This is a genomic window from Anaeromicrobium sediminis (assembly GCF_002270055.1).
Lineage (GTDB): Bacteria > Bacillota > Clostridia > Peptostreptococcales > Thermotaleaceae > Anaeromicrobium > Anaeromicrobium sediminis.
On record NZ_NIBG01000027.1, the window covers coordinates 1 to 18554 of the forward strand.

15 protein-coding genes are annotated in these 18554 nt (G+C 31.1%); 12 read left to right on the forward strand and 3 right to left on the reverse strand.

Annotated features, from left to right (window positions below; translation table 11 throughout):
- The first annotated feature begins 412 nt into the window (after positions 1-412).
- From CCE28_RS19215 to CCE28_RS19235, 5 genes are all read left to right on the forward strand, one after another.
- A complete protein-coding gene (locus CCE28_RS19215) occupies positions 413-1636 on the forward strand; it encodes a DEAD/DEAH box helicase (protein WP_207652933.1) in 1224 nt (407 codons plus the stop codon).
- Positions 1637-1822: 186 nt separating this feature from the next.
- Complete coding sequence (locus tag CCE28_RS19220) at positions 1823-3193, forward strand: transporter permease (protein WP_095135424.1); 1371 nt, start codon at positions 1823-1825, stop codon at positions 3191-3193.
- Between the two features lie 383 nt (positions 3194-3576).
- Positions 3577-4368 (forward strand): sugar phosphate isomerase/epimerase family protein, encoded by a 792-nt coding sequence (locus CCE28_RS19225; RefSeq protein WP_095135426.1) that lies wholly within the window; start codon positions 3577-3579, stop codon positions 4366-4368.
- Between the two features lie 130 nt (positions 4369-4498).
- The gene (locus CCE28_RS19230) at positions 4499-5656 is read left to right on the forward strand and encodes a PucR family transcriptional regulator (protein ID WP_095135428.1); all 1158 of its coding nucleotides are present in this window, start codon (positions 4499-4501) and stop codon (positions 5654-5656) included.
- 170 nt (positions 5657-5826) lie between these two features.
- Positions 5827-6717, forward strand: a complete 891-nt coding sequence (locus tag CCE28_RS19235; protein ID WP_176461923.1) for a DMT family transporter — start codon at positions 5827-5829, stop codon at positions 6715-6717.
- Between the two features lie 123 nt (positions 6718-6840).
- Here the strand turns inward: CCE28_RS19235 and CCE28_RS19240 are convergent, their stop codons facing one another.
- A complete protein-coding gene (locus CCE28_RS19240; RefSeq protein ID WP_095135432.1) occupies positions 6841-7188 on the reverse strand; it encodes a winged helix-turn-helix transcriptional regulator in 348 nt (115 codons plus the stop codon).
- 150 nt (positions 7189-7338) lie between these two features.
- On the opposite strand from CCE28_RS19240, the gene CCE28_RS19245 reads away from it, so the two are divergent.
- From CCE28_RS19245 to CCE28_RS19260, 5 genes are all read left to right on the forward strand, one after another.
- Positions 7339-8271, forward strand: a complete 933-nt coding sequence (locus CCE28_RS19245; protein WP_095135435.1) for a permease — start codon at positions 7339-7341, stop codon at positions 8269-8271.
- Positions 8272-8298: 27 nt separating this feature from the next.
- Positions 8299-8427: a hypothetical protein gene (locus CCE28_RS22800; RefSeq protein WP_278277629.1), complete on the forward strand. Its 129-nt coding sequence runs from the start codon at positions 8299-8301 to the stop codon at positions 8425-8427.
- Between the two features lie 226 nt (positions 8428-8653).
- Positions 8654-10162 carry a DUF1846 domain-containing protein gene (locus CCE28_RS19250; RefSeq protein WP_095135438.1) on the forward strand — a complete coding sequence of 503 codons (1509 nt, stop codon included), beginning with the start codon at positions 8654-8656 and terminating at the stop codon, positions 10160-10162.
- A gap of 253 nt (positions 10163-10415) precedes the next feature.
- On the forward strand, positions 10416-12530 hold the full coding sequence (locus CCE28_RS19255; RefSeq protein WP_095135440.1) for an ATP-binding protein: 2115 nt from the start codon (positions 10416-10418) through the stop codon (positions 12528-12530).
- Between the two features lie 130 nt (positions 12531-12660).
- Positions 12661-14265, forward strand: coding sequence for a LysM peptidoglycan-binding domain-containing protein (locus CCE28_RS19260; protein ID WP_242973034.1), 1605 nt, complete (start codon positions 12661-12663; stop codon positions 14263-14265).
- Positions 14266-14309: 44 nt separating this feature from the next.
- Here the strand turns inward: CCE28_RS19260 and CCE28_RS19265 are convergent, their stop codons facing one another.
- Entirely contained in the window at positions 14310-15737 is a 1428-nt protein-coding gene (locus tag CCE28_RS19265) for a sensor histidine kinase (protein WP_095135444.1), read from the reverse strand.
- A gap of 3 nt (positions 15738-15740) precedes the next feature.
- Positions 15741-16439, reverse strand: a complete 699-nt coding sequence (locus CCE28_RS19270; RefSeq protein WP_095135446.1) for a response regulator transcription factor — start codon at positions 16437-16439, stop codon at positions 15741-15743.
- A gap of 155 nt (positions 16440-16594) precedes the next feature.
- On the opposite strand from CCE28_RS19270, the gene CCE28_RS19275 reads away from it, so the two are divergent.
- Together CCE28_RS19275 and CCE28_RS19280 are read left to right on the forward strand one after the other, a co-directional pair.
- Complete coding sequence (locus CCE28_RS19275; RefSeq protein ID WP_095135448.1) at positions 16595-17827, forward strand: HlyD family secretion protein; 1233 nt, start codon at positions 16595-16597, stop codon at positions 17825-17827.
- A gap of 19 nt (positions 17828-17846) precedes the next feature.
- The gene (locus CCE28_RS19280; protein WP_095135450.1) at positions 17847-18524 is read left to right on the forward strand and encodes an ABC transporter ATP-binding protein; all 678 of its coding nucleotides are present in this window, start codon (positions 17847-17849) and stop codon (positions 18522-18524) included.
- Positions 18525-18554: the final 30 nt, after the last annotated feature.

Genomic DNA, 18554 nt, shown 5'->3' on the forward strand with positions numbered 1-18554 from the left:
AACAAAATGCTGCTGGAACTGAAGAGGTGGCAGCTTCTACGGAAGAACAAACGGCTACCATTGAGCAGTTATCAGCGTCGGCAGAGCAACTTGCAAATCTTTCAGGTAAACTTCAGGAATCTATACAGAGATTTAATATATAATTGAGTAGGACCTAAATAATTATTTAGGGTTATTTCAAGAATTGGGCTATTGGATATTCTCCAATGGCCTTTTTTAAATTATATAGATGATCACATATCTAGGGCTATGATTAACTGTCCTAATTCCTTTAAATAAATATATTTATTTAAAGGAATTAGGATGTTTTTTTAAACTAAAATTGTTAACTACCTTTATTCATGATAAAATAGCAGGATGAATTCAATAATTGATGATAATAATAAATAGTAAGATGAAAGGAATGAATACTATGAGTAGTTTTTTAGATCTTGGCATTGGAAAAGACTTAAAAGATATATTGAAAAAAAATGGCATTTCACAACCAACCCAGATACAGGAGCAATCTATTCCATCATTATTAAAAGGAAGAGATGTTGTAGCACAAGCTCATACGGGAACAGGAAAAACACTTGCATTTTTGCTTCCTATAATGAAAAATGTAGATCCTAATAAATCTTGTGTACAAGCATTGATTATTACCCCTACTCGAGAGCTGGCTATTCAAATTACAGCAGAAGCTAAAAAGCTTGCAGAAGCTAAGGGTGTGAATATACTATCAGCCTATGGGGGACAAGATGTAGAGAGACAAGTAAAAAGGTTAAAGGGAGATATACATATAGTCATTGCTACACCAGGGCGATTAATTGATCATTTAAAACGTAAAAGTATTGACTTTGGTAAACTTAAAATGATAGTACTTGATGAAGCGGATCAGATGCTTCATATGGGATTTTTACAAGATGTAGAAGACATAGTGCGTAATACACCAAAAGGACGTCAAACAATGTTTTTTTCTGCAACTATGCCAGAACAAATACGTAAGCTAGCGTCTAGATATATGAAAAATCCATTACATATAAAAACAGAAAATAAAAAGATCGTACTAGATGAAATAGAGCAAGTAGTAGTTGAAACTACTGAAAAAGGAAAATTAGGTGCACTTTGTAAGTACATAGATGAAAATAATCCTTTTATGGCAATTATATTTTGTAATACAAAGAGTGCTACAATTAAGCTTAATAAACAATTAGGCGAAAGAGGATACAATTGTGATGAACTTCATGGAGACATGATTCAAAGTAAACGTGAAAAAGTAATGAAAGCTTTTAGGAAACTTGAATTACAATTCTTGGTGGCTACAGATTTAGCGGCCCGTGGTCTTGACATAGAAGGTATAACTCATGTATTTAATTATGAGATAACTAATGATACTAAACTCCACATTCATCGTATAGGACGTACAGGTAGAGCTGGAGAGAGTGGAACTGCAGTTACATTCGTTACACCTGAAACTATAGAAGCTTTGCGTTCTATTGAAAAAGGTATAAAAATGACCATTAAAAACGAAAAAAATACAGGCGAATTTAAAAGGCGTGAAAAAAGAGTATATAATAAACCTAAAAAGTATGGTGAAAAGAAGCATTATGGAAATAAGAAAAATAGTAATTCTAAATATAAGGCCAAAAGAAAATAATTGAAATAACTAGTAAAGTAAATAGCTACAAGCATCAATTAATGAAAATACTACTCTAAAATGAGTAGTATTTTTTATTGAAATGAAAAGATTATAAGATGGAAAACCACCATATACTGTCCCAACTCCTCACCAAATATGTTACATATTCATAATATGAAAATTAAGAGAAAGGAGGCAGTAAAAATGTTGACAGGTATCCACTATACTTATATTCTATTTATACTAATTGTGTTAATAACAATGGCACTAAAGAGAGATACACTCATACCGTGTATACTAGGTGTATTTTGTATGGCCCTATATGCTAGTAAGGACATTGTATTCTCCATAGGAGGTATATTTAACTCCTTTGTAGTAGCCACAAAAGAACTAATAGGTATAATATTGGTTATATCTATTATAGTAGCCCTATCTAAAGCCTTAGAAGAAACAAAAGCTACACAATTAATGGTAACTCCATTTATTAAAATAATAAAAAATAGAACTAGTGCATTCTTTTCAGTAGGAGTTGTAATGTTAATTCTATCCTGGTTTTTCTGGCCATCTCCTGCTACGGCATTAGTTGGGGCAATTTTCTTGCCTATCGCAATAAAAGCAGGACTTCCAGCCATAGGAGTAGCTATGGCAATAAATTTATTTGGTCATGGATTAGCATTATCTACTGACTTTGTAATTCAAGGGGCTCCTACCATAACAGCCGCCGCCGCTGGAGTTGGTGTGTCTGACATAATGAATGATGGTATGATCTTATATTGGGTTATGGCCATAGTTTCTATTGGCATAGGGTATTTTATGCTAGATAGGGATATGAAAAAGGGGAAAATAGAAATTACAGATAGAATAGAAATACATGAAAATGAAACATATACTATGAAAACAAAAATATCAGCTCTTTTAGTGCCATTAGGGTTTATGGCTGATGTTGTATGTATGTTTATATTTGATTTAAAGGGCGGAGATGCTACAGCCTTGATTGGTGGAACTGCTGTACTTCTATTAATACTTATTACATTAATTAACTATGGGAAAAAATCATTAGAAAAAATAACAACTTATATTCAAGGTGGATTTGGGTTTGGAATAGAAATATTTAGTCCCATTATTCCTATAGCAGCATTTTTCTATTTAGGCCAATTAGGTCCCTTTGCAGAAGCAATAGGAGGAAGTTTTTTACCAGAGGCATCTCAAGGTATATTATCAGATATAGGAATTGCATTGTCTAACTCCATACCTATGAACAAAGTAATGGTATGTTCCATAGAGAGTACTATTGGGGCAATAACAGGATTAGATGGATCAGGTTTTTCTGGCATATCTTTAGCAGGATCTTTAGCTAAAGTATTTGGTGAAGCCATTAAAGTAAAAGCATCTGTTTTAGCCGCATTAGGTCAAATCACTGCAATTTGGGTTGGTGGAGGAACTATAGTTCCTTGGGGATTAATACCTGCAGCCGCAATCTGTGGAGTATCACCAATGGAACTTGCAAAAAGAAACTTTATACCTGTAATGATAGGTATGGTTGTAACTACTATTGTTGCAATATTTATTATATAAAATATAGATTAGCATATTAAAATAAGTTATAAATATAACCCTGTTTTCTTTGAAAAATGAAGAAAACAGGTTTTTTTTACTTACTAGGAAATTATAAATTTTAGAAACTGCGGATAAGTAAAAAAGTAAGGGGTTGTAGGGGAAGAGTTCCCCTGCCCGCTTTAAAGGAAGGTGCTCAGATTGCGATAGCAATCGTCGAAGGAAACCATAGGGTTTCCTAGCGAAGCATAAGAAGTATGCCTTTTTTATATAATTTAGTGGATTCACCATATAAGATAGTGAATAAAGATGCAAAGATATTTTTAATTATGTTAATATGTAAAATAACCATAAAAAAAGAACATGGAATATACATTAGATAAATTTAAGTTAGGAGGATTCATATGAAAATTGGATATGCAGCATCTAGTGGAGAAATTGATATATTTGATACTTTAGAATATACGAAGAAGAAAGGATTTGATTGTGTTGAGTTGAATATAAACATGCCTATTTTCTTTCCTGAGAAATTCACAAAGGAAGAACGGCAAAAAATAAAGAGTTTTAAGGATGAAAATCATATAGAAATCACCCTTCATGCACCTGAAGACATAACACTTCTTCAGCTTCAAGAGGGTATTAGAAGGGCTACCATGGATAGATTAAAGGAAGTTATAGATTTTGGATATGATATAGGAGCAAGTAGAATGACAATGCATATTGGAAGCTCAGTTTGCTTTACCCTTACAGATAGAAAATCATATCTAGATGAAATTTATATTGAGGAATATAAGAAGGTAGTAAAAGAAAATCTAATGGAATTAAGTGATTATGCTAAAAATAAAATAATGATTTGCGTTGAGAATTCAGGAAGATTTCCTAAAGAAATTGTTCAAGATACATTAGAAGAGGTTCTTAAAAAGGAAAATTTATATTTAACTTGGGATATAGGCCATTCATATGAGAACAAATACGATGAAGTAAAATTCTTCTTAAAACATATAGATAAAATAAGGACTTGTCACCTACATGACAATAATGGAAAAAGTGATCATCAAATAATAGGTAATGGCCATGTGGATTTTCAGTGGCATATGGACAAAATGAAAAGTGCAGATATTTACCATATTATTGAGGTAAGACCAAGAGAAAATGCAGTAAAATCCTTAGAAAAACTAAAAGAAATATTGATTTAATATCATTACCAGAAGGCTTTGAAATTATATGTAGGATAGTTATTCTAATTCATTTGAGTAAAAAGATACATAAAAATAATGTATAATATTCTTAAGTATTCAGATAATTTACCATCTAAGGGGTGAATAAATGGCATTAACAGTTCATGAAGCATTGAAATTAGATGCATTAAAAAGATTTAGGCTCGTTGCAGGGATGAGTGGATTGGATAGGAAAATAACTAGAGCTGGAATATTGGATCATGAGGTTGGAGAACAAATTCTTAATTCAGTTCAAGTGGGAGAATTTATCTTTAGTAATCTACTTGCTATTAGGGATCAACCAGAGATGATTGTTGATTTTGTAAGAAATTTAATTGATGCACAAGCAGCATGTTTTGCAATTAAAACCATTTATTTTAAGGAAATCCCTAAAGAAGCTATAGAATTAGCTCATGAACATGGATTACCCCTATTTTTATTTGATGAAACCTATGTGGAGACCATAATCCTAGAAATTGATAAAGCTATTAATATTAAAAATCACCAAGAACATATAAAATTGATTATTGATCAAATTACAGAGAGTAACCTGAACGAATTTCACATACGTGACCTGGCTTACCAGATTAATAGGAATTTTAAGAAAAACTTTATTGTTTACTTTGCAACAGAAATAGAAGTACATGGAGGAACTAATACACCACTATTTAATCCAAACAATCTGAGTCAGTTTTTAGGTGGGAATTCTTTAGTTATTTCCTACAGAAATGGATATTTAATCATTGCAACATATGATAAGGATGATCATGAATATATTAAAAAAGTTTCTGAATCGGCCCTAAAATCTTCTGGTTTAATGGACGGTACCTATAGATTAGGAATTAGCGAAATCAAGAATAGTTTAGGACTTTTAGGCAGAGCGATTGACGAGAGTAAATATGCCTATGATTTTGCATATCTTTATGATATGAATGAAGTTTCATTTCTGAATATGGGAATTTACCAATTGTTGATTCCAATTATGAATAATCCTTGGGTTTATTCATTTTATAAGGGTATAATTGAAAAACTCACTAATTATGATAATAATAAGGGAACGGACCTTTTAAATACTGCCATTGCCTATGTGGAGAGTGAAGGGAATATACAAACCACATCTAAAAACTTATTTCAACATACGAATACCATACGTTATCGTATTAGAAAAATTAATGAAATATTAGAGACTAGTCAACTAAAAGGCATGACTTATGAGACCCTAGCTATGGCTATTCGATTATATTTAATTAACTCTAAGTTATTATAAATTAAGTAAAAATATGTTTTTTAAAGGCTAACCAATTTGTATAATATACAAATTGAGTAGCTTTTTTTTGTATTAATTGAAATGCTACCATTTATATGAATAATATATAATTGTTGGAGAACAGCAAGTGGGTTTAGAGTAATAAACCAGTATAAAGAGGAGGGATGGTCATGAAAAAATGGAAAGCAGAATTTCTTATGATATTAATTGTGGCACTTTGGGGGTTGTCATATAGTTTAACTAAGCCAATACTTGATAATATTGGAATATTTAATTTTATGGCCCTTCGATTTTTGATTGGTGGATGTGTATTGTCCACAATATTATTTTTACTGGGACATAGGAAGATCATACGTGAACAATTGGTTGGAGGAGTAATCACAGGAGGAGTTTTGTTTCTCGCCTTTACACTTCATACCATTGGATTAAAATATACAACTGTTGCTAAAAATGCATTTATTGTTGGCAGCAGTGTGGTGTTTGTACCTTTTATTGCAACTTATATAAAAAAGGAAAAACAGCCTAAACTTATTTGGGTTGGAACTTGTTTGGCTATACTAGGTCTTGGATTAGTAACATTAGAAGGTAGCCAAGGTGGAGTTAATTTTGGTGATCTAATGACTTTAGGAGGATCAGTAATTTTGGCCTATTACATTATTCTAGTGGAAGAGTACGTTAAAAAGTATGATGCAACAGTAATTTCAGCTATTCAAGTTAGTGTTGTTGGAGTTTTAAGTTTAATATTATCTTTTATTATAGAAACACCAACTATAAATCTGCCTTCAGAAACTTGGAAGGGCATGTTGTTTTTAGCAATTGTATGTACGTCTTTTGCATATTTATTGGCAAATGTAACTCAAAAGTACATTCCTGCCTCTAATATGGCCCTTATATATACTTTGGAGCCAATTTTTGCAGCTGTATTTGGATGGATATTTTTATCTGAAACTATGGGATTACAAACATTCATTGGTGCCATAGTTATTATAATTAGTGTGGCTATGCCAAATATAGGTATATTGATTAATAAAATAGGTAGGATTGTTCAGGCAGAACAATAAAATTATAAATGAAAAATAAACTAAGCTATTATGTCCCTTTTGAATAAAAAGAGAAAAATATTTTACTATGATGTAAAATGTTTTTCTCTTTTTAAATACAAAATTTTAACTTTGTATATTATCCTATTTCTTCTTATTTTCATGCTCATATCCCCAGGAGCACATAAAATCTAATACTGGGACTAATGTTTTTCCCTTTTCTGTTATACTATACTCTACTTTTGGTGGTATTACCTTATAATCCTTTCTATGAATTAATTCATCGGTTACTAATTCTTTTAATTGTTGACTTAGCATTTTATTAGTAACTGAAGGTATAAATCTTTTAATTTCTCCATACCTCTTTATCCCCTTTTTTGCTAAAAACCATAGGATTAATGGTTTCCACTTTCCTCCCATAATAGATAGGGTAAATTCTATACCGCATTCGGAGCTAGTTAGATTTTCAATTTTTTCTAAATCCTTATTCATGATAAATCCCTCCATTTTCATAGATTTTAATTGAAATATAGTATCTAAAAAGTAACTAGTAACTTTAAAGTGCGTACTTTTATTTTAAACTATATAAATTATAATAAACCCATAGTCAAAAGAAATCAAATAAAAAAGGAGGAAGGAAAAATGTCTCAAGCAAACAATCTTACTGTGGCGTTAGGATTTTTTAAACATATTGCAGGAGAACTTGTTGTCCTATTTATTGCAATAAGTTTCTTGGTAGCACTACTTCAAAGGTATATATCTCAAGAAACAATAAAAAGGATTTTGACAAAGCCTCATAAGGGCCTTCAAAACATAATGGGAGCAGCACTAGGCGCCATAACTCCATTTTGCTCATGTTCTACAATACCTATTCTTGTGGGCCTGTTTAAAAGTGGAGCTCCATTTGGAGGAACTATTTCATTTTTAATAACTTCACCAGTACTAAATCCAATGATTATTATACTTTTCATGAAATTCTTTGGAGTTAAAATTACTATAATTTACTCAGTGGTTACATTCGTATTTGCAGTTTTAATAGGAACATTATTAGAAAAACTTGGAATGGAAAATCAAGTAAAAAATGTTGCAATCAAAGGTGGCCATAATGAAGAAATAACTTATGATGTGCTAGAAGGAACACCTATGGAAAAGCACATGGAAGTTTTTAAACTTTCTATTAGAGATACATTCTCATTATTTGTTAAGGTGTTACCATTCTTGTTTGTAGGAGCAGGTGTAGGTGCATTTATATATGGATTTGTACCCGAAAGTTTTATTGTGAAAGTTGCTGGACCTGATAATTTATTTGCTGTTCCCGTTTCAGCAATTATTGGAGTTCCCATGTATGTGCGAACAGAAACTATGATTCCAATAGCAAAGGCGCTTAATGCATCAGGTATGAGTATGGGTGCAATAATGGCACTTATTATAGGAGGAGCAGGAGCAAGTATACCTGAGGTTACATTGCTTAATACAATATTTAAGAAAAAAATGGTTATAGCTTTTGTTGTATCAGTTTTCTCAGTAGCCACAATTACTGGTTATATTTTCAATATATTTAATGTAATACAATAACCTATTGATCTAAGGGAGGTGAAATTTGTGAGTAAGGACAAAAAATCAATCTTAGGTAAACTATTTGGCGGTTCAGGTGGATGCAACTGTGGCGTTGAAATAGTTGAAGAAAAAGATGAGAAAAAGTTAAAAGATAAGAAGAATAAAGAAAAATAGAAGATGATTTTTATCATCTTCTATTTTTTAGTATGGATGAAAGGCAAAATAAAAATACTATAGTTGTAAGGGACAATTGGAATAAGTTATATATGGTTACTTATACTAGTATTCATATTTTTCTAAACTAATTATAAAAAATAAAAAAAATTCATAGTTGTCATTTCAATTAAGTCAATTTGATGATAAAATAGTCAAAGAATATTTAAGAATAGCGAGGTTGATTATGAAAACAGGATTTGATCCAAAAAAATACTTAGAAGAACAATCAAAGTTCATACTTGAAAGAGTAAATGATTATGACAAGCTTTATTTAGAGTTTGGAGGGAAACTTTTATGTGATTTACATGCAAAAAGAGTACTTCCAGGTTTTGAAGAAAATGCCAAGATTAAACTACTTCATAAGTTGAAGGAAAAAGTTGAAGTTATTATTTGTGTTTATGCTGGGGATATTGAAAGAAATAAAATTCGTGGAGACTTTGGTATAACTTACGATATGGATGTTTTAAGATTGATTGATGAGTTTAGATCTTATGATTTAGATGTTAATAGTGTTGTAATCACTAGATATGACAATCAACCTGCCACTACAGTATTTATGAACAAACTAGAGCGAAGAGGAATTAAGGTATATACCCATCGTTCTACAAAGGGATATCCTACAGATGTGGATACTATTGTTAGTGATGAGGGTTACGGAAAGAACCCTTATATTGAAACTACAAAACCTATTGTGGTTGTAACAGCACCTGGTCCTGGTAGTGGAAAACTTGCCACTTGTTTAAGTCAGCTATATCATGAGCATAAGCTTGGTCGCGAAGCGGGATACTCTAAGTTTGAAACATTCCCCGTTTGGAATGTGCCACTTAAGCATCCTTTAAATATTGCTTATGAATCGGCAACAGTAGATTTAAAGGACGTTAACATGATTGACTCATTCCATTTAGATGAGTACAATGAGGTTACTGTAAACTACAACCGTGATGTGGAGGCATTCCCTGTACTTAAGAGAATCATTGAAAAGATTACAGGTGAAGAATCTGTTTATAAGTCTCCTACAGATATGGGTGTTAACCGTGTTGGATTTGGTATTATTGATGATGAAGCAGTTAAAGAAGCTTCTAGACAAGAGATTATTAGAAGATACTTTAAAACTGGATGTGAGTATAAAAAGGGATATATTGATTTAGAGACTGCTCAAAGAGCAAAGTTAATCATGGAAGAACTTAATCTTAAGGGTGAAGATCGTAAGGTAGTTACACCAGCTAGGGAAAAGTCAGCTGAGTTAAGAGAAGCATCTGGCAAGAATGAAAAGTGTCCAGCAGTGGCACTTGAACTTCACGATGGAACTATCTTAACTGGTAAGAGTTCAAGCACTATGGATGCATCGGCAGCAGTTACATTAAATGCAATTAAGCACCTTGCAAATATTTCAGATGAAATTCACTTAATTTCACCATCGATTCTTGAGCCTATTATAAACTTAAAGTCAAAGACATTTGGTAGCAAGAGTACAGCTTTAAATTGTGAAGAGATTTTAATTGCACTTAGTATTAGTATGACAACTAACCCTACGGCTCAAGTGGCTATGGAAAAACTAGCCATGCTTAAGGGATGTCAAGCCCATTCTACAACTATTTTAAGTACAATTGATGAACAGACATTTAGAAAACTTGGTATTGATGTTACATCGGATCCTGAGTATTCTTCTAACAGTTTATATTATAATAACTAATTAAAAAAATAAGCCTATACCAAAACTTATCAGCTCTCTTGCTGAATAGGAAGGTATAGGCTTTTGTATATACACAAAAGGACTTAATTTGATTTATTCTGACAAATTCTTTCATGTGAAAGCCAAATATTGTATAATGTCCATAGATGATAATTTATATGGGAAGGTATATAAAAGTATTAGTTTGATAATTCATACAATAGGTTTTCAGGCTAAAATATAAGCAAATTTGTTGGAAGGGGCAAACTAATATATGAAAAACCAAATTAGGAATAGATTAATTAAATATACACTACTTGTAATAATAGCCGTAAGCATTAGCTTCACTGGTTGCTTACAAAGGGAATCAAAAGATCCCGTAAAAATAAAAATAGCCTGTGAAAACAATTGGAAACCCTTTAGCTATGTGAATATTGAAGGTGAGCCTGAAGGAATATTAATTGATTTTTGGAAAGCTTGGGGAAAAACTAATGGAGTAAATATAGAATTTAAAATGACATCCTGGGCAAACACATTAGATATGGTTAAAAATGGAGAAGCAGATGTACATTTAGGTCTATTTTACAATGATGATAGAGCAGAGTACATGGACTTTAGTATTCCATTTATGGATATAATGACAGGTATATTTGTAAAAAAGGATATAAATGCATGGGATATTAATGATATTAAAGACATAGGCATTGGTGTTAGCAAAAGTAATAATGCTAGATTTTATTTACAAAAAAATTATCCTCATGTAAAGTTATCCGTATATCCTAGCAATAAGGACATAATGGATGCAGTTAAAGATGGAAAAGTTAAGGCCTTATCTGTAGATTATTATAAGGATTTGAAAAATACAGCCCTTCATTATCCTGAATTAAATGAATTTCAGCTTTTAGGTACCATATACATAAAACCCTTAAGAGTAGGGGTGAAAAAAGGAAATGAGGAATTATTAGCTCTTATAGATGATGGAATAAAGAAAATGTCCGTTAATCAATTAAAGGATGTACAATCTAAGTGGCAATACATTACAATAAACCTTACAAGACAAAGTGCCATAAATTATGTTTTAGGAGTAAGTATAATAATTATTATTATTTTGCTAATAAATACTCTTTATCTAAGACATAGAGTCAAAGTAAACGTTAAAAGACTTGAAGAAAGTCAACAGAGTTATAAAAGTCTTGTGGAACTTTCTCCCGATGGTATTTTTGTTCAGTGTGAAGGTAAAATTGTATTTGTGAATAAAGCCGTAGGAAAAATATTAGGTGAAAGAAATGTGGAGAATCTAATAAATAAAAGATTTTTAGAATTTGTTCATCCAGACTACAAAGAGGTTGTACAGAAGAGATTTGATGATGTGCAAAAATTAAAGACTACCTTTAGTATTTTGGAAGAAAAAATAATAAAAACTAATGGAGAGTTAATTGATGTGGGCATGTCAACTAATGCAATTACCCATAAGGGAAAACCTGCCACATTAACTATTATTAGAGATATTTCACAGAGAAAAAAGGAAGAAGAAAAAAAGAGAAAAATAGCAGAAGAAGAACAGCGATTACTGAAAGAAACCTTAGAATATGAAAGATTAAAGACAGAATTGTTCTCAAATATATCTCACGAGTTTAGAACTCCTTTAAATATTATACTTGGCAGTATTCAACTTCTTAATAGCACTTATAATAACAATAGTCAGGGACTAAATTATAGATATTACAAGAAGTACTCAGATATAATGAAGCAAAATTGTTATAGGCAGATTAGGCTTATTAATAATTTAATAGATATTACTAGAATAGATTCAGGTTTCTTAAAGATGAAATTTAAGAATCACAATATTGTGGAAGTTGTTGAAAATATCACCTTATCCGTTGCTGCGTATATTGAGAGTAAAGAAGTAAGTATAATATTTGATACGGATACGGAAGAAAAATTAATTTCTTGTGATGCAGACAACATTGAAAGGGTAATTCTAAATCTCCTTTCCAATGCCATTAAGTTTACTGGACCTGGGGGAAGCATATATGTAAATGTATATGATAGAGATGATAAGGTATGTATTTCTGTAAAGGATACGGGTATAGGTATTCCTAAAGAAAAACAACAGATAATATTTGAAAGATTTAGACAGGCACAACCCTTGTTTGACAGGGAAAGGGAAGGTAGTGGAATAGGCCTTTCTCTTGTAAAATCAATTGTAGAACTTCATGAGGGAAGAATATATTTAAATAGTGAGTATGAGAATGGAAGTGAGTTTATAATTGAAATTCCTGCTAATATAAAAGGCGAAGAGGAATCTGATTTATCTCAAGATGAACCTTGCAAAGAAGATAAAGTAGAGATGATAAACATTGAATTCTCAGATATATATGGACTATAAATTAAAAATAAATAGAAGTTAAGAAAAGAGATAAACAAAATTTTGTTTATCTCTTTATTTTTTAATATTATCTATAGTTTATGGGAAACCATATAATTATGAAGTAGTTTAGGGAGGTTTTACTTTGAATATGTTCATAGGTCATAAGCTAGAAGGAACTGAAGATGGTTATAATATTATTTTACAATTAGATCCTAATAAAAGCTTAGTTGAGTTTGCTAAGGAGTTTGAACATGGAGATAATGAAAAAGATGAATCCCTATATGATAGGATACATAAATATGTAAAGAAAAATTTTTCTAATCTTAAAGTAGCAAATGTTAAATTGGTAGTTGGTTCATTATTACTTGTTTCAATTCCTTTTGCAAATGTATCAGCCTTTGCTAATAGCCCTGTTCTTGAACAAAGTATAAGTAAGGAGCAAATAATTAACGTTAAATTAGACAATGAAATTCAACACTACAGCCAAAATCCTTTTGTGATTAATGGAACTGCTTATGTTCCCTTAGGAGAAATAACTAAATCTGTGGGTGGCACCACTTGGTCCAATGTAGAAAGCAAAACTATAGGTGTTAATAAGGGTGATGTAAAACTTGCATTTGTTATGGGATCTAGTACAGCTAGACTTAATGGAAAATCCATTCCCATGCCAGAACATTATAGTATAAATGATAGTACAATGGTTCCTGTAAAATTTATAGGTGAAATCCTAGGGCTAAATGTTGGATGGGATGGAGAAAGTAAGACAGTTATTTTAACTACAGGAGGACATATTGCCACTGAAACTTACACAGTACAATCAGGTGATAGCCTTTGGAAAATTGCAAATAAATTTAATACATCAATAGATATGATCCGGAGTACTAATAATTTAACAAGTGATGTTCTTCAAGTGGGTCAAAAATTAGCTCTTCCTAAAAAACCAGACTCAAATCCTGAAAGAGATGATGAAGGAAATACAGGAAATATGAAAACCTATACAGTACAAGCTGGTGATAGTCTTTGGAAAATTGCAAATAAATTTAATACATCAATAGATATGATTAAGATTACAAACAATTTAACGAGTGATTTTCTTCAAGTGGGTCAAAAACTATCTATTCCTAATCCTACTATTACAGAGACAAATCCAACTACAGATAATGTGGCAACCTATATAGTACAACCAGGAGATACGGTGAATAGTATTGCAAAAAAAGTAGGAACATCTCCTGAAAATATTTTAAAGTACAATTATATGGATAGTGATGAATTACTCAGCGCAGGAGAAACGATTTCAGTTTCAGCCTATGCTCCAAGGAATTATACAATTACTCCAGGGCAAGAGGCTGCTCCTTTAAGGAAGGGAAAAATTGTAGATTGGTTTAGGGAAGGACAATACTTAATAAAAAGAAATGATGTTTTTACTATTACAGATGTGGATACGGGTTTACAATTTAAAGTTAAAATGATGGGAGGGTATAATCATTCTGATATTGAGCCATTAACTGCTGCTGATACGCAAGTTATGAAACAACTATTTGGAACTTGGACATGGGCACCTAGATCTGTGGTAATTTTTCATGATGGAATAAATATAGCAGCATCTTTAGCCGGTATGCCCCATGCGCAAGATACAGTTGCCAATAATAATGTTACAGGACATTTTGATCTATACTTATCAAATAGCCTCTCACATAATACGGGAATGCCTAGTGAGTCCCATGAAAAGATGGTTCAAAAGGCAGCAAAGTGAATTTAATAAGAAAAGCACACCTTCATTTACAGAAGGTGTGCTTTTTAAACTATAAAGGGTAATTTGAAATAAACAGTAGTACCTATATGTACAGTACTTTCTATCCATATGTGTCCACCGTGGGCTTTTATTATTTGTTTACAGATAGCCAATCCTAGACCAGTACCCCCATGTTTTTTTGTTCTAGATTTTTCACCTGTAAAAAAGTGGTCAAATACATAAGGTAAGTTGTCAGGTTCTATACCAGATCCGTTATCTTTTATAGAAATAATTAAAGAAGTATCTTCAAGTACAGTAGATACTTGAATGAGTCCATCATGACCCACATATTTTTTTCCATTTTCAACTATATTTGATATTACTTGAGATATCCTTCTTTTATCACACTTTAATTTAACAGATGGAATAGGATTATTTATTTTGAAATTTATAGGTTTATCTTTAAATTCAATTTCAAAAGTATTGAATATATCTGTGAAGATTTCATTGCTATCTTCCACTTGAAAATCCATGGGGAATTTACCGATTTCGAGCTGAGAGAGGCAAAATAAATCATCTATCATTTTATCTAACTGGTTAGTTTTGTTTTTAATTACGGATAAATATCTATCCTGTTTTTCTTTATTTGTAGCTAATCCCTGTTCTAATCCTTCCACGTAGCTTTTTATAGATGTGATTGGTGTACGTAGGTCATGGGAGATACAAGCAAACAATTCCTTTCTAGATTCTTCATATTTCTTTTTTTCTTCAAAGGAGTTTTTAAGTTCAATTCTCATATTATCAAAAACACTACAGAACTTGCCTATTTCATTTTTTTCATTATAAGGAACTGATACATTAAAATTCCCCTGTGAAATTGCCTCTGCTGATAAATGCAAGGATTTAATTGGTTCTGATATACTCTTAGATATTTTAAAAGAAAAAAATATTATTAATCCTACTAAAATCAATAGGGAAAATATTGATATGGACAGGGTAATATAAGCATATTTCTCAAAGTATGAACCTAAATTAAATTTTAGACTTATTAATGCAGTAGCTACTATTTCATTATCTTTATATATGTATGTAGCTGTTCTATAGTTATCATCTTCCGTAAAAGGTGTTATTTCTTCTTTTGTAAATAGTTTATTATTAATATGATTTTTATTTAAAGCATCAAATAATACCATATTTTTAGAATCTATAATTTGAACATTATATATATATTTCTTATTATTCTTAAATACTTCCTTGTAAAAGGTATCATAATCATTAATATTAGAATAATTATCTTCTAATTTTAATGTGAATTTATCTAGGAATATTTCAATATCTTCAATGTCTTTTATGGTTTTCTCATTTAATTTCACATCGGAAATTAGGTAATTATTAATTACAGTAGAATTGTTAATAAGATAAAACAATGAAATATTAATAATTATGGGGATAATTAAGGATAGAGAAAAGGCAGTTAATATTTTCTTTCTCATAATCTATTCCCTAGAGAACTTATATCCTACTCGCCATATGGTCTTTATGTATTTTGGGTTAGCAGGATCCTTTTCAATTTTTTGTCTTACTTTTCTTATATGAACATTAACTGTATTTATATCTCCATAGTCATTATATCCCCATATATGACTAAAAATCTGTTCCTTAGTTAGTACTCTGTTTTCGTTTAATATTAAATATTTAAGAAGTTGAAATTCCTTTGCTGGAAAAGGAATATTTTCATCGTCTATAAGAACTGAATGGGAAGTAAAAGAGATCCTAATATTATCAAATTCATAAGTATTATTAGTATTTAAATTAGGAGTTGAAAATTTAGTATATCTTCTTAAGTGAGACTTAACCCTTGCAATTAATACTCCTGAACTAAAAGGCTTTGTTATATAATCATCTGCTCCAAATCCAAGACCCAATATTTTATCTACATCTTCACTTTTAGCACTTAACATGAGTATGGGCACTGTGGATGTGGAACGAATGGTTCTACATACTTCCATTCCATCTATTTTCGGAAGCATAATATCTAATAGGACTAATTTTGGATTGTGTATGTTAAAAGCTTCTAAGGCTTCTTCTCCATCGAAGGCTAATATAACTTCATATCCTTCCATTTCTAAAAAATCTTTTATGATTTCTCCAATTTCAATTTCATCATCTACAACTAAAATTTTTTCCTTGTGCATTTCATTCCCCTCCTTACAAATATAATATCAAATGAAACTTCTTTTGTATGATTTTCCTAGGAAAATTTAATAGTTTCTTAATTCTTTAATAAAGGTTATGTAAGTTTAAACAATTATTATAAATACAAAGAATAATTGTTTTGGAGGGAAAGAGAATGAATAAAAAAATAGCAGTTCCTATAATTTCTATACTAGTAATAATAATGTTTATCACCCTTGGTTTTAAAGTATTTGGTGCTAAGGATAATGTTAAAGAGGAGATTAAAACCCTAACAGTAGAAAATATGAATTTAGAAAGTAATATATATACAAATGGAACTGTAGTTACAGATGAAGCAACAAAGATAAATTATGATGGAACAGGCGTAGTTGAAAAAATCTTTGTGAAAAAAGGTGATGAGATAAAAGCTGGTCAAGTGTTGGCTAAACTAAAATCAGATCAGTTGGAAAATAATATTAAATTAAAAAACATACAAATTGAAATTGAGAAATCTAAATTGAACCAAATGGTAAAAGAAGGAGATAAATCCTTAGTAATTGCATTAGATAATGCTAAACTTCAGTTGGAAGAAACAAAGAGAAATTATGATTCAAACAAAATATTATACGAAGCTGGGGCAGTTAATAAAACTGAACTGGAAAAGTTAAAAACAGCCTTTCATCAAGCTAAAAATAATTTTGAAGAAGCAGAATTTAAATTAAAAAATTCAAATACTCCATCTAGTATATATGTGCAAAGAAAAACAATAGAATCGGCAATATTAGAACTTAATCAATTAAAAGAGGATTTAGAAAAAACTACTATTAAAAGCAGTATAGATGGAACTGTGACAGAATTAAAGATAAAAAGTGGCATGGCATTCAAAAGGGAAGATTATATGTTTTATGTACAAAATTTTAAGAAAAATGAAATTGTAGCCAATATATCAGAAGCGGACATCAATAAAGTAAAAATAGGTCAAAGGGTGAAAATCAAAGGAAATTCCATTAAGGGGAAGACCTTGTTTGGGAAAGTGTCTAAGATAGCCCCTGGGACCAAGAATGTAGAAGGAAAAAAGCAAGCATATGTGGAGATTAGAATCACATTAGATGAATATGTTCCTGATTTAAGAACGGGATTTTCAGTGAATTTAGTATTAAATACTGCAAAGAAGGAAAATGCCAAGGTTGTGAAATTTGAAGCCATTAGTTCTGACCTGGAAGGAAATAAATTTGTAAATATATTAAAGGATGATGGAAGCACAAAAAAAGTCCCAGTTCAGATTGGTATTGAAGGGGACGTGTATGTGGAAATTATTAGTGATGAAATAAAGGTTGGAGATAATTTGTTAATGAACGAAGATTATGGAAATGTGGAAGACGCAGAAGAAGGAATGACACTATTCTAGGTGTAAATAGGAGGCTTTTATGATTAAGATTACAGGTTTAAGAAAAACATATAAAACTGGAAGTATTGAATTTGAAGCCCTAAGAGGAATTGATCTGCACATAAAAAAAGGAGAATTTGTGGCCATCATTGGTCCTTCAGGGTCGGGGAAATCTACTTTAATGAATATTTTAGGGTGTCTTGATGGAGCTTCTTCTGGAGAATACCTTTTAAATAATAATGATGTTAGTATGATGAATGATAAGGAATTGGCAAAAATAAGGAATAGAGAAATAGGATTTATATTTCAGTCATTCAACTTGCTTCCCAGGTTATCATCACTTCAAAATGTGGAATTACCCCTAATATACTTGGGAGTACCACTAAAGGAACGAACCCAACGAGCAGAAAAATCCCTTTCCAGTGTGGGTTTATTAGATAAAAAAAAGAATAAACCTAGTGAGTTATCTGGTGGTCAAAGACAAAGGATTGCCATAGCTAGAGCCCTTGCAACTAATCCATCCGTTGTATTAGCCGATGAGCCTACGGGAAATCTAGATTCTAAGACAACGGATGAAATAATGGGCATATTAAAGGAACTAAATGAAGGCGGGAATACTATTGTAATGGTCACCCATGAACCTGAAATTGCTGCTCAAGCTAAAAGGGTAATAACAGTAAAAGATGGTTTAATTGTTCGAGATATATATAATAACTAAAAAATAGATTTACTTAAAAATATTAAAGTA